The sequence below is a fragment of the Shinella zoogloeoides genome, assembly GCF_033705735.1.
GTDB classification, from domain to species: Bacteria; Pseudomonadota; Alphaproteobacteria; order Rhizobiales; family Rhizobiaceae; genus Shinella; species Shinella zoogloeoides_A.
Genome location: NZ_CP131131.1, coordinates 328064 through 346882, shown reverse-complemented (window position 1 = coordinate 346882; position 18819 = coordinate 328064). Strand labels below are relative to the sequence as shown.

15 protein-coding genes and 1 tRNA gene are annotated in these 18819 nt (G+C 63.9%); 7 read left to right on the top strand and 9 right to left on the bottom strand.

The genetic code is table 11. The annotated features are described in order from the left end of the window. Positions 1-61: 61 nt before the first annotated feature. Positions 62-949 carry a hypothetical protein gene (locus ShzoTeo12_RS19295; RefSeq protein WP_162911173.1) on the bottom strand — a complete coding sequence of 296 codons (888 nt, stop codon included), beginning with the start codon at positions 947-949 and terminating at the stop codon, positions 62-64. Between the two features lie 1190 nt (positions 950-2139). Between ShzoTeo12_RS19295 and ShzoTeo12_RS19290 the strand changes: the two genes are divergently transcribed. From ShzoTeo12_RS19290 to ShzoTeo12_RS19280, 3 genes are read left to right on the top strand one after another with little or no spacing between them, the layout of a single operon-like run. Then, the gene (locus tag ShzoTeo12_RS19290) at positions 2140-2565 is read left to right on the top strand and encodes a hypothetical protein (RefSeq protein WP_318913670.1); all 426 of its coding nucleotides are present in this window, start codon (positions 2140-2142) and stop codon (positions 2563-2565) included. Beyond that, a complete protein-coding gene (locus tag ShzoTeo12_RS19285) occupies positions 2562-3548 on the top strand; it encodes a DNA cytosine methyltransferase (protein WP_119254552.1) in 987 nt (328 codons plus the stop codon). The genes ShzoTeo12_RS19290 and ShzoTeo12_RS19285 overlap by 4 nt, the downstream gene beginning before the upstream one ends. Continuing rightward, positions 3549-4208, top strand: a complete 660-nt coding sequence (locus tag ShzoTeo12_RS19280; RefSeq protein WP_318913667.1) for a hypothetical protein — start codon at positions 3549-3551, stop codon at positions 4206-4208. Positions 4209-4278: 70 nt separating this feature from the next. Here the strand turns inward: ShzoTeo12_RS19280 and ShzoTeo12_RS19275 are convergent, their stop codons facing one another. The 3 genes from ShzoTeo12_RS19275 to ShzoTeo12_RS19265 all read right to left on the bottom strand — a co-directional run bounded on the left by ShzoTeo12_RS19275 (position 4279) and on the right by ShzoTeo12_RS19265 (position 7844). After that, positions 4279-5235: a hypothetical protein gene (locus ShzoTeo12_RS19275; protein ID WP_119254550.1), complete on the bottom strand. Its 957-nt coding sequence runs from the start codon at positions 5233-5235 to the stop codon at positions 4279-4281. A 346-nt stretch (positions 5236-5581) separates the two neighbouring features. Further along, positions 5582-7603, bottom strand: a complete 2022-nt coding sequence (locus tag ShzoTeo12_RS19270) for a site-specific integrase (RefSeq protein WP_318913664.1) — start codon at positions 7601-7603, stop codon at positions 5582-5584. A gap of 166 nt (positions 7604-7769) precedes the next feature. Then, positions 7770-7844, bottom strand: a tRNA-Gln gene (locus ShzoTeo12_RS19265). A gap of 204 nt (positions 7845-8048) precedes the next feature. Here ShzoTeo12_RS19265 and ShzoTeo12_RS19260 point away from each other — a divergent pair. Both ShzoTeo12_RS19260 and ShzoTeo12_RS19255 read left to right on the top strand, forming a co-directional pair. Then, positions 8049-8345, top strand: a complete 297-nt coding sequence (locus ShzoTeo12_RS19260; protein ID WP_318913663.1) for a cupin — start codon at positions 8049-8051, stop codon at positions 8343-8345. After that, positions 8342-9289 carry an MBL fold metallo-hydrolase gene (locus ShzoTeo12_RS19255; protein WP_318913661.1) on the top strand — a complete coding sequence of 316 codons (948 nt, stop codon included), beginning with the start codon at positions 8342-8344 and terminating at the stop codon, positions 9287-9289. Before ShzoTeo12_RS19260 ends, ShzoTeo12_RS19255 begins: the two co-directional genes overlap by 4 nt. Before the next feature lie 21 nt (positions 9290-9310). On the opposite strand, the gene ShzoTeo12_RS19250 is transcribed toward ShzoTeo12_RS19255, so the two are convergent. Further along, positions 9311-10216 carry a DUF1499 domain-containing protein gene (locus tag ShzoTeo12_RS19250; RefSeq protein ID WP_318914324.1) on the bottom strand — a complete coding sequence of 302 codons (906 nt, stop codon included), beginning with the start codon at positions 10214-10216 and terminating at the stop codon, positions 9311-9313. Positions 10217-10460: 244 nt separating this feature from the next. Between ShzoTeo12_RS19250 and ShzoTeo12_RS19245 the strand changes: the two genes are divergently transcribed. Next, a complete protein-coding gene (locus tag ShzoTeo12_RS19245) occupies positions 10461-10841 on the top strand; it encodes a hypothetical protein (RefSeq protein WP_318913659.1) in 381 nt (126 codons plus the stop codon). Between the two features lie 62 nt (positions 10842-10903). Further along, the gene (locus ShzoTeo12_RS19240; RefSeq protein ID WP_245424701.1) at positions 10904-11161 is read left to right on the top strand and encodes a hypothetical protein; all 258 of its coding nucleotides are present in this window, start codon (positions 10904-10906) and stop codon (positions 11159-11161) included. A gap of 24 nt (positions 11162-11185) precedes the next feature. Here ShzoTeo12_RS19240 and ppdK read toward each other — a convergent pair whose 3' ends face one another. The 4 genes from ppdK to ShzoTeo12_RS19220 all read right to left on the bottom strand — a co-directional run bounded on the left by ppdK (position 11186) and on the right by ShzoTeo12_RS19220 (position 18767). After that, entirely contained in the window at positions 11186-13855 is a 2670-nt protein-coding gene (gene ppdK / locus ShzoTeo12_RS19235; RefSeq protein WP_318913657.1) for a pyruvate, phosphate dikinase, read from the bottom strand. 162 nt (positions 13856-14017) lie between these two features. After that, on the bottom strand, positions 14018-14164 hold the full coding sequence (locus tag ShzoTeo12_RS19230; RefSeq protein ID WP_318913655.1) for a hypothetical protein: 147 nt from the start codon (positions 14162-14164) through the stop codon (positions 14018-14020). A 79-nt stretch (positions 14165-14243) separates the two neighbouring features. Continuing rightward, positions 14244-17708, bottom strand: a complete 3465-nt coding sequence (locus ShzoTeo12_RS19225) for a chromosome segregation SMC family protein (RefSeq protein ID WP_318913653.1) — start codon at positions 17706-17708, stop codon at positions 14244-14246. 234 nt (positions 17709-17942) lie between these two features. Continuing rightward, complete coding sequence (locus ShzoTeo12_RS19220) at positions 17943-18767, bottom strand: DsbA family protein (RefSeq protein WP_318913651.1); 825 nt, start codon at positions 18765-18767, stop codon at positions 17943-17945. Between the last annotated feature and the right edge of the window lie 52 nt (positions 18768-18819).

Genomic DNA, 18819 nt, shown 5'->3' with positions numbered 1-18819 from the left:
CTGTCCGAAGGACCAGGCGTCAAAACAGTTTCAGCAAGGGAAGAAGGTGTGGTCCGGGCAGCTACGGGCTGGCGGCCCGCGGCGCGCGCGCAAAGCCTATCGCGACGGGAAGCCGCGGCCGGCCCCGAGTCTCTGTTCCGCAGACGTCGTCGCCATCGCAATGAAGCGTCGACGCTTTCCGGGCATTGCCGGCAGAAGTAACCTGCCGACAGCTGGCCAGCGCCGCCGACCAGTTCTCCTCGACCCGGCGCTGGAAAAGCTCGCGCAGATGCGCCATGGCCTCGCCGGCTCCGGTAACCTCAAGAAGATGATCGAGATGCGAGAGCGGCCAGACACCGCCGTCGATATCGGCGCGCTGGTTTTCCGCATTGAGGACGACCACCCGGACCTCTTTCGCCCGCAGCCTGCGATGCTCTTTATAGAGCAAATCGGGAACGACCAGTGCCGCCGCCAGCATCCTGCTTTTCAGTTCGGCGATGCGAGACAACTCGTACGAGCCGAGGCTTCTCTTCACGTCGACCAGATGCGCGACCTCGGTCCTGCGGTTCAGGATCAGCAGATCAGGCGTGTAAGTCTTGCGCCCGCCGCTATCGGCATCGAGACTGAGCGAGCGGTACAATGCCGGATCGTTCATCTCGACGAGTTCGCTGGCGGCCTTCGTGACCGGCAGGCGCAGGTTCTGCGTCAGCACGACGAGATCGGGATTGCGGCCGGCAACCAAGGCGATGCCGCGCTCCAGCAGCTTGCCCTCGGCGGCCGGCACGGCGCGTAGCACGGCGGTCACCTCGATCATGCCCGCATCGAGCGCCCGACTAAGGGCATCGCGCGACAGACCCGTCGCGACGATCTCGTCGACGAGAGCCTCAAGGGACGGCAGCAGGACCGCGAGATCGGCCGTGTGGGGATAGATTGGCGTCGGCACGCCATTATCTGTGTTCAGGTCCATCATATCTCTCCTGTCGAAGGATCGGGATCACCAGCCCTGCGAACGGCGGACACAGGTCCACGGATGCGGAAACGATTTCCGCATCGGACTTCGCAGAACGGACGATCGGTTGCGATCAGCCGCGGCCGCGCGACATCGACACGGAGCGGCGGTTCTCGACAGGAGAACGGGGAGAAGAAGCTTCCACCCGGGAAGCGAAGCATTTAAGGGTCGACATAGCCGGTAGCCTTTCAACAGAAGGTTTCTGGTCAGGCCCTCGGCGGATGCGCCAACATCCTCGGGGGCCGCTAAGTGTCTTCAGAGGTTTCAGTTTCCACAGACCAGACTGGCATAGCCCGGAGATTCCCTTCCGGCAAGCCGGCGGAACACATCCGGAACAGATAGAGCTCCGGTATGGTTAATGCCGAACGCGGGTCGCCTTCGGAACGCTAGAGCATGCCCCTAGCGCATCCTTCTCGCACCCTCGTGAGAGAAGACCGGCCAGGCGGCGCGACCACACCTCGTCTGCCGACATTCGATCAGACCAGACCAAGAGCCCGATTGAAATAATCACCGATCGCCTGCAAATCCTTCGCCCGCTGAGCCTCCACCTTGCTCGCCGGCCGTTTCTTCGCTTTCGCTGGAGACTTACTGCGAGGTTCGCCATCTTATTCCAATTTTTCTCCGTTTACGCGATACTGAACTCGGAAACTTCAATCCTTTTGGTTCGGAAACCATACGCTGCGACACCAATGGTTCGGCAGGAATTCGAGCCTGTCAATAGCAAAACAATTGTCAACATTGACTTTTTTCGCCTCCCCTTCCAAACGGCCGGCAGTCCAGAAATTAGCGGCACTCTCATACCCTGAAAATAAAGGATTTGGCCTCGCTCCTTCGATATAATATAAAAATAGTCATAATAGGGGTTGTGCTTGGTGATTTTTGCAGTTCTCATTTTCTTATAGCAACAAGTACGGAGTAGCTACGAGATGATACTAAAGACACCAGACTTCCCGGCGCAATTCGAGAAGGCATGCGAGAGCAGCAAGAAGCGGAAGATCGAATATCAGGGCAAGCTCCTCGCTCCGGGCGAGGATGCGGCGATCATTGTCACGCCGGACGCTCTCAGTATCCTTCTCGATGGAAAGCCCGCGCCGGCCGGTCATCCGCTGATGGCGTTGGCGACCAGGCACGAGGAGAAAATCCGAAGCGAAATGGCTGGCGACCTCAGCCTCTTCTGCCGCAAGATCGCCATTGTCGGCCGGTGGAGCGGCGACGGCCAGGACAAGAGTGTGTTCGAGCCCTATCTCCTTAACAGGACCGAGCATGACGGCTCCACGCAAAGCCGTCAGTATGAATATCAGATTTTTCCGCGCGACGACGCTTGGCCGAAGGTCCATTGCGTCGTGAATCTCAACCGGACGATGAGCGGGACGCTCGCACGCCGAACGCTTGTCTCTTTCAGCGAGGCGATCACGACATATCCCCATCTGCACGAGATGCTGATCGGGCTGTTCAACCTGCCGCTCGGTGTCGTGTGGTGTCCGCCGCAAGTTCCCGAGTTTCCGATCCTTGTCGCGGAGTGGAACCGCTTTACGGGCTGGAAGGACAGGAAGGCGCGCAAGCGGGAGCCCGCATGACCAGTCTGCGTGTTCTCGACCCGTTCAGTGGAATTGGCGGTTTCAGTCTCGGGCTGGAGCGCACGGGCGGGTTCAGGACCGTCGCCTTCTGCGGGATCGCAGAATTCCAACGCCGCATTCTATCAAAGCATTGGCCGGAAGCGCCCATCTATCATGACGTTCGAACGCTCAACGCCGACATTCTCAAACACGACGGCATCGCGGTCGACGTCATCTGCGCCGGCTTTCCCTGCCAGGACGTCAGCATCGCCGGTCGCGGCGAAGGCATTGACGGATCAAGGACGGGGCTCTGGCGGGAGGTCATCCGCCTTGCGGAAGAACTCGCTCCACGACTCGTCATTCTGGAAAACATCTCCCAAATTCGCTCTCGCGGACTGGAACGCCTGCTCTCTGCACTCGATGCGATCGGGTATGATGGCCAGAATACGCGCCATCGGCAACGCCGTCGTGCCGTTCATCCCTCAGATGATCGGCAATGCAATCCTTCTCGCGACCGGCTATCCGGCAACAACGAACCCGGACAACCATGGAAGACATGGAATATGATCATCGAGCATCATCATAACGAATATTGCGACGAGGATGTCGTCTACATCTGGATTGACGAGGCCCTGCCGCCCGGTTTCGAGCTTCGTCTTCTCATAGAACTTCTTGCCTTGGCGGGCCCGCGCCGGTTCGGTTCGAGAGATGCTTCAGGGCGAAGGGACGAAAGCGCTTACGCCCTCATAGAGGAGGAGCTGCAAAGGGCGGCATACAAACATGGAGGAGAAATAAGTTCCGATAAGGGCTACAGGCTCGACTATGTGGACGGCTACCGCATCAAAGTGGAATATCTGCCGTTCGGGCGGACCATTCTTGAAGACAGCTGCCACATTCGTCGACGCAATCCCGGAATGCCGCGGGTCTCCTCAGCAGACTTCGAAGGCATGTACGGCGATGGCGCGCTTGCTGGGGTGATAGAGCGGGCGCTTGCGGTTCAATAGATGCTGACACTGGATACACCCGACTTCCCGAACGCATTCGATGACGCGCTGAAGGCCAGGGCGAAAAGCAAGCTTTCCTATCGAGGCAAACTGCTGCTGCCGGGCGAGGATGCCGCAATCGTCGTAACGCCTGATACCCTGCATACCTTCCTGAACGGAGAACCTGTATCGGCGGAACACCCGCTGGCTATGAAGGCGGCGGCTTTCGAGGCGGAGATTCGGCGGTCGGCCGAACGCGATCTCATCCGCCATCGGCAGATCGTCGTCATCGGCCGGTGGCATGCCGGCGACCGCGACCCGAAGGATTTCGAGCCCTATGTCACCCGCAAGATCGGCCGCAACGGCACTATGCGAAGCTATCGATACCGCTACAGGATTTTCCCCTGCGACGGCCTGGGCTCGGGTGAGGGATACACCATGAGCTTCGACAACGGCGCGGATGGCGCATCGGCACACAAGGCCCTCGCCGCGTTCACCAGAAGGATCACCGCTCCTGAGGGCCTCAGCGAACGCGCCATTATCGCACTCGACCTGCCGAGGGGGGTTGTCTGGTGTCCGGCGACCGGCGCGAGTTTCCCGATCCTCGTCAGCGAGTGGACCGCGTCGGCCGCGGCGACGCAAGACGACACATCCGGGAAGCATACTGCTCCCACCGCATAAACCTGCCCCCAAACGCAAAAAGGCCCCGCACGATCGCGGGGGCCTTTGGATTTTGCAGGCGAGCACGGTATCAGGCTGCCCGACGCTCAACCTGTTCAACGGTGGCTTCTTCATCGACGTCTTCGACCTCGCCAGGCAACGGCTCGCCGTGGACGACGAAGCGCAGCAGCGGCACGACTTCATTCTGAAGCCAGGGAACGAAGTCGTCGCGGGCCGGCCAGGACTCGACCCCGCCCATACGGTGAAGCAGCATCTGGACCTCGCGCCAGACGGTCCCTTCCGGAAGCCTGGCCGGCCGCCAGTTGTCGCTTTTGATCATTTGAGGCTGGAGCGGCGCGGCGATGCTGTTGACGAGATCGTGCGCGTGCCGGCAGTCATGAACGATCTTGTCCTGAAGCGCGCCCTTCCGGACGGCGCGCCCGCGAGCAAGCGGCTCCAGCGCCTTCTCAACCTGATCGAGCACCGCCGACATCAGTTGGCCGAACTGAACGGCATCCCGATCGATCTTCCACTCCGCGACCTTGCGAAGACCGGCCGGACCTCCTGCATTGAGGATGGCAGCATCGCTCTTGCGCTTCGGCTTCGTGCCGAGCATCTCCCTGACGTCCTTGACCTTGATGCGCTCGCCGCTCTCCATCTGCGCGATGACCGCCTCGATCTGCGCGGGCTCGCCCTTGGCCAGCTCGAACATCACCGTCGGCAGAATCGCATGCTTCAGCAGAGCGTCCCGATAGTCCCCGAGCCGCTCATGGACCGAGATGTAGTTCCAGGCGGAACGGACGGTGTAGTCCGTGAAGACCTTGAGGCACCTGCCGAAGCCCCGTTCCGGGACGAGCGCCTTGATTTCGGCAAAGCAGGCGCCGAGCTCGAAGGCGTGATGGGTAGAATCCCGGTTCAGCGCAACGATCTTCTCCAACGCGCGCCGGAGCGCGTTGTCTTGTTCGCCGACGGTCGCCGAAGCCGCGGCAACTGGCTTTCCCTTCCCCTTCTTCTGATTGTGACCCTTCAACTTGATGACTGTACTCATATGTGATCCTTTCGGTTATCCAGCACGTTTGCTGTACCTCCATGATCGTTCCATGAGGTCCACCTGTCAAATCGACGACACACATAAGCTATTGATTACAAATATCTTTTACTGATTTTATTGGGTTTTCCGAAGTGCGGATTCGCTTCAAAATGCCAAAACTGCGACAAGTTGACGCACCACAAATGCATCCCCGTCGCACCCCTCAAAATGCAATCATTGATTGATTTTTCAATCGCCAGCAGTCACGATCCGGCAATTATTTCCGCGTCGGACGTCTTTCATCTCAACTGGCGCATCGAGACCCAAATTCGCCCGCAGAGCATCCGCTCCTGCCGCAAGACGATCACGAGTCCGACTTCTTCGACCGCCCGAGGCGTTTCTCGTGATTGACGACCTGCTTGATCAACCTGATTGGATGAGGCAACAGCTTGGCGCTCGGTACGGGAACTACGGACAGTGCCTGCGCCATAACCCTCAATCGTGCAGGATCTGTGTAGCGACCTTCGTTCACGTCATCGTTCGAATGACCGAGGATGTCTTTCCTTATTTCAGGCCGAATATCCCCCTGCTTCATTTCGTTGTTGCACCAATGTCGCAGGGAATGAAACACCTTCCCCTCCTCCTTGGCGTTTGACAGCGCAGCGGCACGCATTTTCTGCCAGTTGTCGTCGAAGACGTCTCCCATCGGCGTTGCACTATTCGCCGCTCGCAATTCCGGAAATAGCAGTTTGTGGCCAGAGCTACGCAGCGCGGCCACATATTCGAGAAAGCCCAATCGAACAAGTTCCGCGTGAATCGGGGTACGGCGCTTTGATTGGGGATTCTTCAACTTGCGAATCCAGTTGTTTTCGATGCGAAAACACGGCAATTCACCATCGTCGTCAATTTCACTAAGCAAAAGCCCGCAATTCTCCTCACGCCGCGCGCCGTTATAAACCGCCATAAGCGGCAACCAATAGGCCGCATCATGAAAAACAGTCTCACCGTTATCCAGTCGTTCGCTCTCGCTTGCCGAGCCGTTCCAGATAGGAAGACTAAATAAAGCCGAGAGTTCATCAGTGCTGAACCGGCCTCGCTCGTCGCGAACGTCTCCCTTCCTCTTCGATCGCAGTCCTGCAACACCTTCATAGTGACCGAAGGGGTAACCTGCATGCTTGCAGACGTCGACAATATTTCCCATCTGCGTCATGTGTCTGTTGATTGTGCTGGTGGAAAATCCTCTTTCATCGGCGGACAAATTCTCCGCGCGCTTCAGGATTTCAGCGACGCTACAATCGAAATCCTTCGGAGATTTCCCGTAGTGCTTCGGCATTTTGTAGAAAATACTCTTGAAATCGGCGATGTGCGACTGCCGCATTCTTCGAGGATCATCATGTCCCATGAATCGGACGAAAAGATTTGCAAGGGCGATATGCTGCTTGCAGGTCTTGTTGTTCCAGTCGCCCGATGCCAGCCGCTCACCCGCTGCCCTTGTCACAAGTTCGACAAGGCCACGGCCTTCCGTATCGAACATCTCCTCTTCGAGGTCGGCACCGTCGGTATCATCTCCCTCAACTTCTTGTGTCGCGGCAGGCTGGGCGGCTGTAGTCCCGCCGGGTTGCCAGGCCACCGGACAGGCTATGGCCGGAGTCTGTGCAGCCAGCGGAAATTCCTCGGGGACCGGCCGTGCATAGGGCGCCGTCGCGGCTATCGCGGTCGGTAGCACGACCTGAGCGGACAGCGCGGCCTGCACAAGTGCAAGATCGTCTTCCCGCACCCCAGACCAACGCCGCTCCGTGTTAAGGAGCGCTGCCGCCATACCGCGCATGTAGATTGATTCTGCCTCCCGGAAATGACCGTCGACAAGTGGGATGTTGTACTGCTTCAAGATACCTTCGAGTTTCTGTCTGCCGGGGCGGGCGAAGCCGGATGTCCTGTGGAATTCAAGGCAATTCCTGACCTCGTCGATCATGCTGTTGTCCAGACCGGCCGCGTACAACGCGCGCTCCTCGATCGGACCGATGGCAGCATTCTCCCCTTGGGCCGCATAGAGCCGAATGGCCCATGCCGACACGGTCTCGCTTCTGCGGGATTTCTGGGCGTCACGGCCGGACGTTATGGCGTCGAGATAATGGCTGTGCTTCGTCGCAACCTGAATCAGTATCCTCTTGGCGTCTTCGGGAGAAATCATCTTGCTCTTCAAGGCTGGCAAAAGACAATCACTGGCGAGCGCAACCTCGGGCGCGATTCTCCTTGCCAGCTCCATCTCCTTGGTGTGCAGGCTCAATTCGAGCCGCATCCAAGCACGAGCACCGATTCCATTCGGTAAACGCCGCCGCCACCAGTAGACCGAACCGCGTTTGAAGACGTGTTGAATTGCCGTCATGCTGAACCCTTTCTGAAAGGGTGAGCAGGATCTTGTCCGCCTTCCCGTAAGACAGCTGTGTACGACAGTCGTGTAAGACAATCCTGTACGACAGTGCCCCGAATTCGATTCCCAGCTAACTCGGAAGTGCTGGAGAACCGGGATTTGACTTGAAATAAGGAAATGCTGGCTGGGGCGCCAGGATTCGAACCTGGGAATGCCGGTACCAAAAACCGGTGCCTTACCGCTTGGCGACGCCCCAACACGGCGGGAGCCTGATAGCAAAGCGGGAGGGCGCGGACAATGCTTAAGTTCCGATTTTGCGCGATTATTCTAAAGGGGCGGGCGGCGATTTCGGCGGGCATGCCGCTTGGCAGGCCGGTGCTGCGGCGATAGGCTCCGGCGGAAAGATCATCCGTCCGGCTGCAAGCCAAAGCCTCTGCCGCCGTCTTCCCGAGGAGCCGCCATGTCCCAGTTCCGCGCCCGCCCGCCGGCCGTGCCCACCGTTCTTCTCGACGACGCGGTGGTGCGCGTCACGCGCTGGGATTTCGAGCCGGGCGCCGATACCGGCCATCATGTGCACGGGCTCGGCTATGTCGTGGTGCCGATGACGGATTGCGACTTCCTCATCGAGGAGGAGACCGGCGAGCGGCGCGTCCACACCAGGACCGGTGCCGTCTATCGCCGCGAGGCGGGTGTGGCGCACAATGTCGTCAATGGTGGCGACAAGCCGATGAGCTTCATCGAGATCGAATACAAGTGACGGGTAAAGCGAGCGACGGGAAGGACGAAGCGCCGCATTTCGACCTCGCCTTCAAGCCGGCCTATGGCGAGGCGGTGGCGGTGGCGCCGCGTGTGCAGCGCCTCACCGTCAACAATCCCAGCCCCTTCACCTTCCATGGCACCAACAGCTATATCGTCGGCGACCGCTCGGTGGCGGTGATCGATCCCGGACCGGAGGACGAGGCGCATTTCCGCGCGCTGATGCAGGCGCTTGCCGGCCGCGAGGTGACGCATATCGCCGTCAGCCACACGCACCGCGACCACTCCCCCCTCGCCCGGCGGCTGAAGGCGGAGACGGGGGCGCTCATCGTCGCCGAAGGCCCGCACCGCGCCGCCCGGCCGCTCCATGCCGGCGAGCGCAATCCCTTCGCCGAAAGCGCGGACACGGATTTTTCGCCGGACATCGCGCTCGGTCACGGCGAGACCGTCGAGGGCGACGGCTGGGCGCTGACGGCGCTGCTGACCCCCGGCCACACGGCCAACCATGCCGCCTTCGCGCTCGACGGGCCGGACGGCATCGTCTTTTCCGCCGATCATGTCATGGCCTGGGCGACGACCATCGTCGCCCCGCCGGACGGCGCGATGGCGGACTACATGGCCTCCCTGGAGCGGCTGCTGGAACGGGATGACCGCATCTATTTTCCCGGCCATGGCGGGCCGGTGACGGAGCCGGCCTCCTTCCTTCGCGGGCTGCGCACCCACCGGCGCATGCGCGAGCGGGCGGTGCGCGAGCGCATCCGCGCGGGCGACCGGCTGATCGCCGATATGGTGAAGGTCATCTACCGCGAGACCGATCCGCGGCTGCACGGGGCGGCGGCGCTTTCGGTGCTGGCGCATCTGGAGGATCTCGTCGCGCGCGGCGAGGTGGTAACGGAGGGGCCGCCTTCAATGAAGGGGCTCTATTTCCCTGCTCCCGGCCTTTGAACATGCGTCACAAGGCAGGCGCTAGTCGCCGGCGATGCCCAGCAATTCGGCATCTAGCGCCTTGAGGTAGCCTTCCACCAGATCCGCCCCGATGCCGAGGTCGTGCGGGCCGTAGCGGGAGGCAGCGCGCATGTCGACCAGCGTCGTCTCCGCTTCCTCGCGCAGGCGGATCACCACATCGAAGCGGAAGCCGAAGACGGGCGAGCGCCACTCCCCCTGCAGGAGCACGTCGCCAGCACCGCCGATATGCGGCTTGATGGGCGTTTCCAGCGGGCGGGCTTCGGGAATGGGCACTTCGCCAAGGGCGTCGGAGCTTTGCGCCGCCTTGCTCGGATCGACCACCAGGTCCTCGAGATCGGCGAGGATATTGTCGAGCCCGTCTTCCGCGGTGATCGTGATGCCATAGGCGGCTGCGACCTTGCGCACGCCCTGATAGACGCGATCGAGCGCGCCTTCGTAGCGCCGGCCGGAAAGGGCGGGATAGGCTTCGAGCTGGATTTCACGGTCACGCGGCGTCACGGCGCCGGCGCGCGGCAGCCAGTCCTGTTCGGCGGACGGCACGGCGAGCCATGGCGGAGGCGCGGCGGTATCGGTCGTCACGTCGAAGAGCGCCGGCTTGTAGAAATAGGAATAGCCGGCCGCGCCCGCGACGCCGAGCGGCAGCAGCGAAAAAAGCAGCGCGACGAGCGATGCCTTGCCGCCCCGCGCGCCGACCTGCCAAAGGCGCGCAAGGCCGAAGGCGGCCAGCAGCACGGCGACCGCCGCCATGGCGCAGGCAAAGCCGGCGAGCGCCAGGAAATGCGGCGTGGTGAGCGGGCCGAAGCGATGCGACAGCACGACGGCGATGAAGAGCATGCAGGAAAACAGCGCCAGACGCCGGGCCCAGTGCGCCGCGTGGGAAACGGGCCGTTCATACTGGATCGTGATCGCCATGGCCTCACCGGATGCTCGCGGCGCCGCTGCCGCGCTCTTTTCCTAGCGCAACAGGGCGCGGTTTTCCACCGCTCCGCTGCGGCATCGTGGCTGTGACTTTCCGGCCTCGCGCGGCAAATATCCTTGCGTGCCGCAAATTTGCCACGCTCGTTAACGAGTTTTCACGAACGGGGGAATTTCATTCGATGCAGTTCCGGCGGCAGGACCGCTTCGCTGGAATTGCGCTAGGAGCCTGACGATGTTGCCGACGCAGACAGCCGCCGACACACCTGTCGCCACCAATGCTGGCGAGCCCGCCCTCCCCCTGGAGCTTTTGGAACTGGAACTTTCGCTCGACGGCTTTGCCGGCGATGCGGAAACCTTCACCGAGGCCGTGCGCAGCGCCGCCGACCAGGTGGGCGGGGATTTCCTCTTCGAGCTGCCCGCCTCCGGCCTTGCAGAGGATTGCCTGCGGATTGCAGCGCTACGCGTGCCGAAGGGAGACGCAGGATCGCTCGAAGTGGTGTTCGCCCTGCTCGATGCGGAAGGCGCCGCGATCCGGGTCGAGAGCCCCGACGATTCGACGAAGGACCTCAAGCGCTTCGCCGACGCCTTCATCGACGTGCTCGAACGCATCTGAGGGCTTGCCGCCGCGCCCGGGCAAGCCTATCTCCATGGGGTCAACAGACCGCCGGAGGCCGCATGTCCACGATGTTTCCAAAGCTCGCCGCCCTTGCGGCCATCGCCGTCGTCATCGCCGGCTGCCAGACGGCAGAGGAAATGCGCGCGGCCGATGAGGACCGCTGCGTCTCCTACGGCTTCCGCCCCCGCACGGATGCCTTCGCGGAATGCCTGCAGCGCATTGATCTCGACCGGCGCTATGCGCTGCGGCAGGCGAGCCGCGACGCGCTCTACATGCCGCCGCCCGTCATCATCGTGCGCGACCACCGGCACCGCTGAGGCGGGCGCCGCGCTTGCCGCCGGTCAGGCCTTGCCGCCCTTGAACGCTGCTTGCGCCGCCGCGAGGCGCGCGATCGGCACGCGGAAAGGTGAGCAGGAGACGTAATCCAGCCCCGCATCCTCGCAGAAATGGATCGAGGCCGGGTCGCCGCCATGCTCCCCGCAGATGCCGAGCTTGAGGTCGTTGCGCGTGCGCCGGCCGCGCTCGGCGGCGATGCGGATGAGTTCCCCCACGCCGTCGAAATCGAGCTGGACGAACGGATCCTGCTCGACGATGCCCTTCTGGATATAGGTCGACAGGAACGCCGAGGCGTCATCGCGCGAGATGCCGAAGGTCGTCTGCGTCAGGTCGTTGGTGCCGAAGGAGAAGAATTCGGCCGATTCGGCGATGACATGGGCGCGAAGGGCGGCGCGCGGCAGCTCGATCATCGTGCCGGTGAGATAGGTGATCGGCACGCCGCTCTCGGCGATCACCGCCTTCGCCACCGCCTCGATGCGGGCCTTCACATAGTCCAGCTCCGCCTTGAGGCCGACCAGCGGCACCATGATCTCCGGCTCGACGGCGGCACCCGTCTTCTTCGCCGCTTCCGCAGCGGCCTCGAAGATGGCGCGGGCCTGCATCTCGGCGATTTCCGGATAGGAGATGGCGAGGCGGCAGCCGCGATGGCCGAGCATGGGGTTGAATTCGTGCAGCGTATCGACGCGGCGGCGCAGCACGGCCTCGTCGATCGCGAGGGCGGCGGCGACCTCGGCGATCTCCTCGTCGCTCTTGGGCAGGAATTCGTGCAGCGGCGGGTCGAGCAGGCGGATCGTCACCGGCAGGCCGTGCATGATCTCGAACAGCTCGGCGAAGTCCGAGCGCTGCATGGGCAGCAGCTTGGCGAGCGCGGCCCTGCGGCCGGCCTCGTCCTCGGCAAGAATCATCTCGCGCATCACATTGATGCGACTTCCCTCGAAGAACATGTGCTCGGTGCGGCAGAGGCCGATGCCCTCGGCGCCGAAGGAGCGGGCCGCGCGGGCATCCGCCGGTGTCTCGGCATTGGTGCGCACCTTCATGCGGCGCGTGCGGTCCGCCCATTCCATGATGCGGCCGAAATCGCCGGAAAGCTCCGGCTGCAGCATCGGGATCTCGCCCTTCAGGATCTGGCCGGAGGAGCCGTCGATGGTGATGACGTCGCCCTTCCGAAGCGTCACGCCCTGGGCGACCAGCAATTCGTTGCGCAGGTCGACGCGCAGCGTGCCCGCGCCGGAAACACAGGGCGTTCCCATGCCGCGGGCCACTACCGCCGCGTGGCTGGTCATGCCGCCGCGCGTGGTGAGAATGCCTTCGGCGGCATGCATGCCGTGAATGTCTTCCGGGCTGGTCTCGATGCGCACGAGGATGACCTTGCGGCCCTCGTCATCCGCCTTCACGGCCTCTTCGGAGGTGAAGACGATCTCGCCCGTCGCCGCGCCCGGCGAGGCCGGCAGGCCGGAGCCGATGACGTCGCGCCGCGCGCGCGGATCGATGGTCGGGTGCAGGAGCTGGTCGAGCGAGGCAGGGTCGATGCGCGAGACGGCCTCGCCCTCGCTGATCAGCCCTTCCGTCGCCATGTCGACGGCGATCTTCAGCGCGGCCTTGGCCGTGCGCTTGCCCGAACGGGTCTGGAGCATCCAGAGTTTTCCCCGCTCGATGGTGAATTCGAGGTCCTGCATGTCGCGGTAATGCCGCTCCAGCCGCTCGCAGATGCCGCGGAATTCGGCGAAGGCCTCCGGCATCAGCTTTTCCAGCGACGGCCGGTCGGAGCCGGAGGCAAGACGCGCCTCCTCGGTGATGTTCTGCGGCGTGCGGATGCCGGCGACGACATCCTCGCCCTGCGCGTTGACGAGGAATTCGCCGTAGAGCTTGTTCTCGCCGGTCGAAGGATTGCGCGTGAAGGCGACGCCGGTGGCTGAGGAATTGCCGAGATTGCCGAAGACCATGGCCTGGACGTTGACGGCGGTGCCCCAGACAGCGGGGATGTTATGCAGCGTGCGGTAGGTGACGGCGCGGGCGTTCATCCAGCTTGCGAAGACGGCACCGATGGCACCCCAGAGCTGGACTTCCGGGTCCTGCGGGAATTCCTCGCCGAGCTCTTCCGCGATGATCTCCTTGTAGCGGGCGATGACATGCTGCCACTCGACGGCGGAGAGCTCCGTATCCTGCTCATGACCGAGCCGACCCTTCTCGTCTTCGAGGATCTCCTCGAAGACCTCGTGGTCGAGGCCCATGACGACATCGCCATACATCTGGATGAAGCGGCGGTAGCTGTCCCAGGCAAAGCGCGCGTCGCCCGCATCGTGGCCGAGCGCCTCGACCGTATGGTCGTTGAGGCCGAGGTTCAGCACCGTGTCCATCATGCCGGGCATGGAGGCGCGGGCGCCGGAGCGCACGGAAAGCAGCAGCGGTTTCGCCGTGTCGCCGAAGGCGCGGCCGGTGATCGCCTCCATATGGCGAAGCCCCTCGCGGACCTGATCCTTCAAGCCGGCGGGCAGCGAGCGGCCGTTCTCGTAATAATGATTGCAGGCGGCGGTGACGATGGTGAGCCCCGGCGGCACCGGCAGGCCGAGATTGCACATTTCAGCAAGGTTCGCGCCCTTGCCGCCCAGCAGATTGCGGTCGCCCGCGCTGCCTTCGGCACGGCCTCCCCCGAAGGTATAGACCCACTTCTCCATCGACGCCTCCCAAATGCGTTCCCGTAATCTACAGGAACTGCATCCCTTTGAAAACGCGGTAGGATGGGAAATTTGCTGCATTGCATCAATTTTGCAACGGCAATGCAACATCACGAGAGGAGGCTATGGCCGTGCCCATCGGGCACGGCGGCAATCGGCGGCTCAGTTCCCCTCGATGGAAAGCCCCTTGTCGTCCAGCCGGATCTCCACGCCGTCCGGCTTCTTTTCCTGCTGCCAGGCATAATAGGAAAACCCGGCCACCACGACGACGAGGGCGCCGATGATCATGTAAAGTGCGTTTCTGCTCACGTGTGATCCCCAATTGCATAGTCCCGCCGCAACGTGCGGGCAGCGGTCAACGCATTGGAAAGGCTTTTGTTCCCGGCGATCAGGAGGCTTCGCGAAGCTGCTCGGCCGTCTGCAGGTCCACAGAGACCAGCTGCGACACGCCCTGCTCGGCCATGGTGACGCCGAAGAGGCGGTTCATGCGGGCCATGGTGATGGGGTTGTGGGTGATGATGACGAAGCGGGTCTCGGTGGAGGCCGCCATCTCGTCCATCAGGTTGCAGTAGCGCTCGACATTGTGGTCGTCGAGCGGGGCGTCCACCTCGTCCAGCACGCAGATCGGCGCGGGATTGGTGAGGAAGACGGCAAAGATCAGCGCCATGGCCGTCAGCGCCTGCTCGCCGCCGGAAAGCAGCGTCATGGTCTGCGGCTTCTTGCCCGGCGGGCGGGCGAGGATTTCGAGGCCGGCATCGAGCGGGTCGTCGCTCTCGATCAGTTGCAGCTCCGCCGTGCCGCCGCCGAAGAGGTGGGTGAAGAGGCGCTGGAACTGGACGTTGACGACATCGAAGGCGGCGAGCAGGCGCTCGCGGCCCTCGCGGTTGAGGCTCTGGATCGCCGAGCGCAGCTTGCGCACCGCCTCGATGATATCCTCGCGCTCGGCAACGAGCGCGTCGAGCTTTTCGGTGAGATCCTTCTGCTCTTCCTCGGCGCGCAGGTTCACCGCGCCGAGACGCTCGCGCTCCATCTTCAGCCGGTCCAGCTCCCGTTCGCGTTCGCGCGGATCGGACAGCGGGGCATCGGCGGGATGGCCGGTGAGGCGCAGCGCCTCGTGCGGCGCGCAGGACAGCGCCTCGCGGATACGCGCCTCGCCCTCAACGCGGCGCTCGCGGGCGGAAACGAGACGTTCTTCCGCGCGGCCGCGCGTCTCGCGGGCTTCGGCAAGCTGCGAAAGGGCCGTCGCGGCCATGCGGTCGGCCTCGCGCTGGTGGTTCTCGGCCTCCTGGAGGGCGTCGGCGGCTTCACGGCGGGCGGCCTCGGCATTGGTGAGGCCGATCAGGAGCTCGCGGCGCTTCTCCTCGATCTCGTCGGGGGCCTCGATGAGCTCTTCCATCTCCTCGCGCGCCTCGCCTTCGCGCTCGCGCAGGGTTGCGATATGGCTTTCCGCATTGGCGGCGCGGCTCTTCCACGTCTCGCGCTCGGCCGAGATGGCCATCAGCCGGCGGCGGCGGTCGGCCATCTCGCGGGCAAGGCCGTCATGGGCGGCCCGGGCTTCGGCCAGCGTCGCCCGGTCGGTCGCGACATCCATCGTGTGGGTGCGCAGGCGCAGGTCGAGATCGGCGAGGTCGGGCGCGTCTTCCAGCGCGGCGCGGGCATCCTCCAGGCTTTCGGCGGCCTCCTCCACCTGCGCCTCGATCTGGGCGCGCGTTTCCGAGAGCACGGCGCGGCGGCGGATAAGGTCGCCGGAGGCGCGCTCGGCCGCTTCCAGCGCCTCGCGGGCCTCGGCCAGCGTGCGGGCGGCACCCCGCTGCGCCTCGCGCGCCGCTTGCTGGCGCTGCGTCTCGGCGCGGATCGTCTCGGCCGCGCGGGCTAGATCGGCTTCCGCTTCGGCGAGCGCCGCGCGGGCGTCCTCTGCCTCGGTCTCCAGTTCGGCGAGGCGGTTCTTCTGTTCGAGGCGAAGGGCAGCGGCGCTCGGCGCATCCGCGCCGGTGACGTGGCCGTCCCAGCGGAAGACCGCGCCGTTGCGCGTAACGAGCCGCTGGCCCGGCTTCAGCTTCGGCAGCAGGGACAGCGCCAGCTCCACGCTGGCGGCAAGGCCGATCTGGGTAAGCCGGCGGTGCAGGACTTTTGGCGCACGGACATGGGCGATCAGCGCCGGGACGCCATCTGGCAGGGCCGGATCGCCGACGGGGTCTCCCGACAGCCGCCAGTGAACGGGCGCATCCACATCCGCGGGCGAATCGAGATCGTCGCCAAGCGCGGCACCGAGCGCGGTCTCATAGCCGCGGTCGACATCGACCTCCTCCACGACCGGCGCGAAGGAACCGCCGGCGGCACCGGCTTCCAGCATGCGGCGGATGGTGCGGGCTTCCGTCTCGATCCCGGCAAGCCGGGCGCGGGCGGCATCGACCGGACCGCGCAGGGCGGATTCGTTGAAGCGGGCTTCTTCCAGGGCCTCTTCGACCGCAACGAGCATGTCGCCGGCCGCCTCCAGCGCCTCTTCGGCGGACTGAACGGCGACGCGGCGCTCTTCCGGATCGGGAAGCCCCGCGATGCGGGCGTCCATCTCCTCCAGCTCGCGCGCCTGCGCGTCCAACTGCTGGCCGAGCCGGAGATGGCGTTCGGAAAGGTCGCGGATCGCCTTTTCGAGCTGGTTGCGCACTGCCTGCGCCTCCGCGCGCTCGGCGGTGACGGCGGCAAGGGCGGCTTCGCTTTCGGCAAGCTTCGCGGCGGCCTCGTCCATCGTCTCGCGGGCGGCCTCGGCGCGCTCGTCGGCCTCGGCGAGGATCTCGCCGATCTCCTCCTCCTCGGCCGTCAGCCGTTCCAGCACGGCGGCATTATCGGCCACCATGCGCTCCTCGCGGAAAATATCCTCGGCGAGCTGGGCGAGGCGGCGGGTGAGTTCGTCACGACGGCGCAGCAGCCGGGCGGAATCCTCTTCGAGCTGCGCGCGGGCGATCTGCAGGCGCTGGAGGACGGCGGCGAGCTTGGCCTCGTTCTCGCGCAGTTCCGGCAGCTTGAGGCTGGCGACGGCCTGGTCCTTTGCCGCCTGCATCTGCGCATTGGCGCGCTCGGCGACGAGCGAGGTCGTCTGGTTGAGCTGGCTTTCCGCCTCGCTCTCAGCCTCCTTGGCCTGCGCCCAGCGGATATGCAGCAGCATCGCCTCGTGGCGACGGATGTCGGCGGAGAGCGCCTTGAAGCGGCTCGCCTGCCGCGACTGGCGCTTCAGGCTCTCGATCTGGCTTTCGAGCTGCGAGGTGACATCGTCGAGCCGTTCGAGATTGGTCTCGGCGGCGCGCAGGCGCAGTTCCGCCTCATGGCGGCGGGAATGAAGGCCCGAAATGCCGGCCGCCTCTTCGAGAAGCTGGCGGCGGGCCTGGGGCTTGGCCTGGATCAATTCGCCGATACGGCCCTGCCCCACCATGGAGGGCGAGCGGGCGCCGGTGGAGGCGTCGGCGAAGAGGAGCTGCACATCCTTGGCGCGCGCCTCCTTGCCGTTGATGCGGTAGACCGAGCCGTTCTCGCGCTCGATGCGGCGCGTCACCTGGATCTCGTCCTCGTTATTGAAGGCGGCGGGTGCGGTGCGGTCGGAATTGTCGAGATAGAGGCCGACTTCGGCGGTGTTCCGCGCCGGGCGGTTACCGGAACCGGAGAAGATGACGTCGTCCATGCCGGACGCGCGCATGTTCTTGTAGGAGTTTTCCCCCATCACCCAGCGCAGCGCCTCGACGAGGTTCGACTTGCCGCAGCCGTTCGGCCCGACGACGCCGGTCAGGCCCCGCTCGATGACGAATTCGGTGGGCTCGACGAAGGACTTGAAGCCGAGGAGGCGGAGCTTGGTGAATTTCATGCGGCACCGGCAAGGGCGGGATACCCTTCCTTCGCATGGCGAAGGATGCCCCTCACCTGCCTGCCGGCATCCTCTCCCCGTAAACGGGGCGAGGAACGATGGACGCGCCGTTTTCCTCCTTCTCCCCGCAGCCAAGGAGAAGCTCCCGGCAGGAGGATGAGGGGCAACGCCGCCGCAAAATAAAAAGCGGGCGCACGGCTTCCGCCGTCGCCCGCCGAAAATCCGGTCGAAGGATCAGAGCATGCTGTCGATGAGGGCCGACATGGTGTCAACCGACATGTCCCCCGCGTAGCGCTTGCCGTTGATCAGGAACGTCGGCGTCGCGGCGACCCCGAATTCCTTGGCGGCACGTTCCCGTACCGCGTTCACATCATCCAGAAGTTTCTGGTTCGTCAAGCAGGCCTGGAAGCTCTCCTGTGTAAAACCGGCGAGCTTGGACATCTGCAGCAGCGCTTCGCGGCCATCCTGCGCGGCGGCCCAGGTTTCCTGCTGCTTCATCAGCATGGAAAGCATCGGGAAATACTGCGCAGCATCGGTGAGCTTCGTCGTGTCCTGCGGGTTGCAGCGCGCCAGCATGAAGGCGGCCGCGGCACGCGGGTCGAACGGGAATTCGCGCACGATGAAACGGACCTTGCCGCTGTCGACATATTTCGTCTTGATCGCGTCGAAGGTCTTGTTGTGGAAGTCCGCGCAATGCGGGCAGGTCGTCGACATGTATTCGACGATGGTGACGGGCGCATTCGCCTCGCCAAGCGCCATGTCCGGCAGGGCGCCGGGCTTCAGCACCTCGGCCATGTCCACGCTGCCCTCGGAAGACGGGACGTCCACAGCCGCGGCGGGCGCTGCCGCCGTTTCGGTCGTTGCCGCCGTGGTCTCGTTCGATGTGCCCGAGGCGGTCGCCGGCGTCGAGCTTGCGGTCTCGCCCGTCGTCTGGCTGGTCTCGGGAGCCTTGGCGGTCTCCTTCTTCTCGTCGGAGCAGGCGGCCAGCGTCACGGCGAGCGCCGCAACGGCGGCGCCGGTCAGAAGACGCTTCATCAGGCTCATTTCGGAAAGGGACATGGTCTCTCCTGTCGGAAGGGATGTAAAATTCTTTCGCTCTCCCGTTATACCT

Coding starts and splice junctions, on each gene's coding strand:
- ShzoTeo12_RS19295 (WP_162911173.1), bottom strand. CDS start 949: ATGATGGACCTGAACACAGATAATGGCGTGCCGACGCCAATCTATCCC.
- ShzoTeo12_RS19290 (WP_318913670.1), top strand. CDS start 2,140: ATGGCTGGCGACCTCAGCCTCTTCTGCCGCAAGATCGCCATTGTCGGC.
- ShzoTeo12_RS19285 (WP_119254552.1), top strand. CDS start 2,562: ATGACCAGTCTGCGTGTTCTCGACCCGTTCAGTGGAATTGGCGGTTTC.
- ShzoTeo12_RS19280 (WP_318913667.1), top strand. CDS start 3,549: ATGCTGACACTGGATACACCCGACTTCCCGAACGCATTCGATGACGCG.
- ShzoTeo12_RS19275 (WP_119254550.1), bottom strand. CDS start 5,235: ATGAGTACAGTCATCAAGTTGAAGGGTCACAATCAGAAGAAGGGGAAG.
- ShzoTeo12_RS19270 (WP_318913664.1), bottom strand. CDS start 7,603: ATGACGGCAATTCAACACGTCTTCAAACGCGGTTCGGTCTACTGGTGG.
- ShzoTeo12_RS19260 (WP_318913663.1), top strand. CDS start 8,049: ATGTCCCAGTTCCGCGCCCGCCCGCCGGCCGTGCCCACCGTTCTTCTC.
- ShzoTeo12_RS19245 (WP_318913659.1), top strand. CDS start 10,461: ATGTTGCCGACGCAGACAGCCGCCGACACACCTGTCGCCACCAATGCT.
- ShzoTeo12_RS19240 (WP_245424701.1), top strand. CDS start 10,904: ATGTCCACGATGTTTCCAAAGCTCGCCGCCCTTGCGGCCATCGCCGTC.
- ppdK (WP_318913657.1), bottom strand. CDS start 13,855: ATGGAGAAGTGGGTCTATACCTTCGGGGGAGGCCGTGCCGAAGGCAGC.
- ShzoTeo12_RS19225 (WP_318913653.1), bottom strand. CDS start 17,708: ATGAAATTCACCAAGCTCCGCCTCCTCGGCTTCAAGTCCTTCGTCGAG.
- ShzoTeo12_RS19220 (WP_318913651.1), bottom strand. CDS start 18,767: ATGTCCCTTTCCGAAATGAGCCTGATGAAGCGTCTTCTGACCGGCGCC.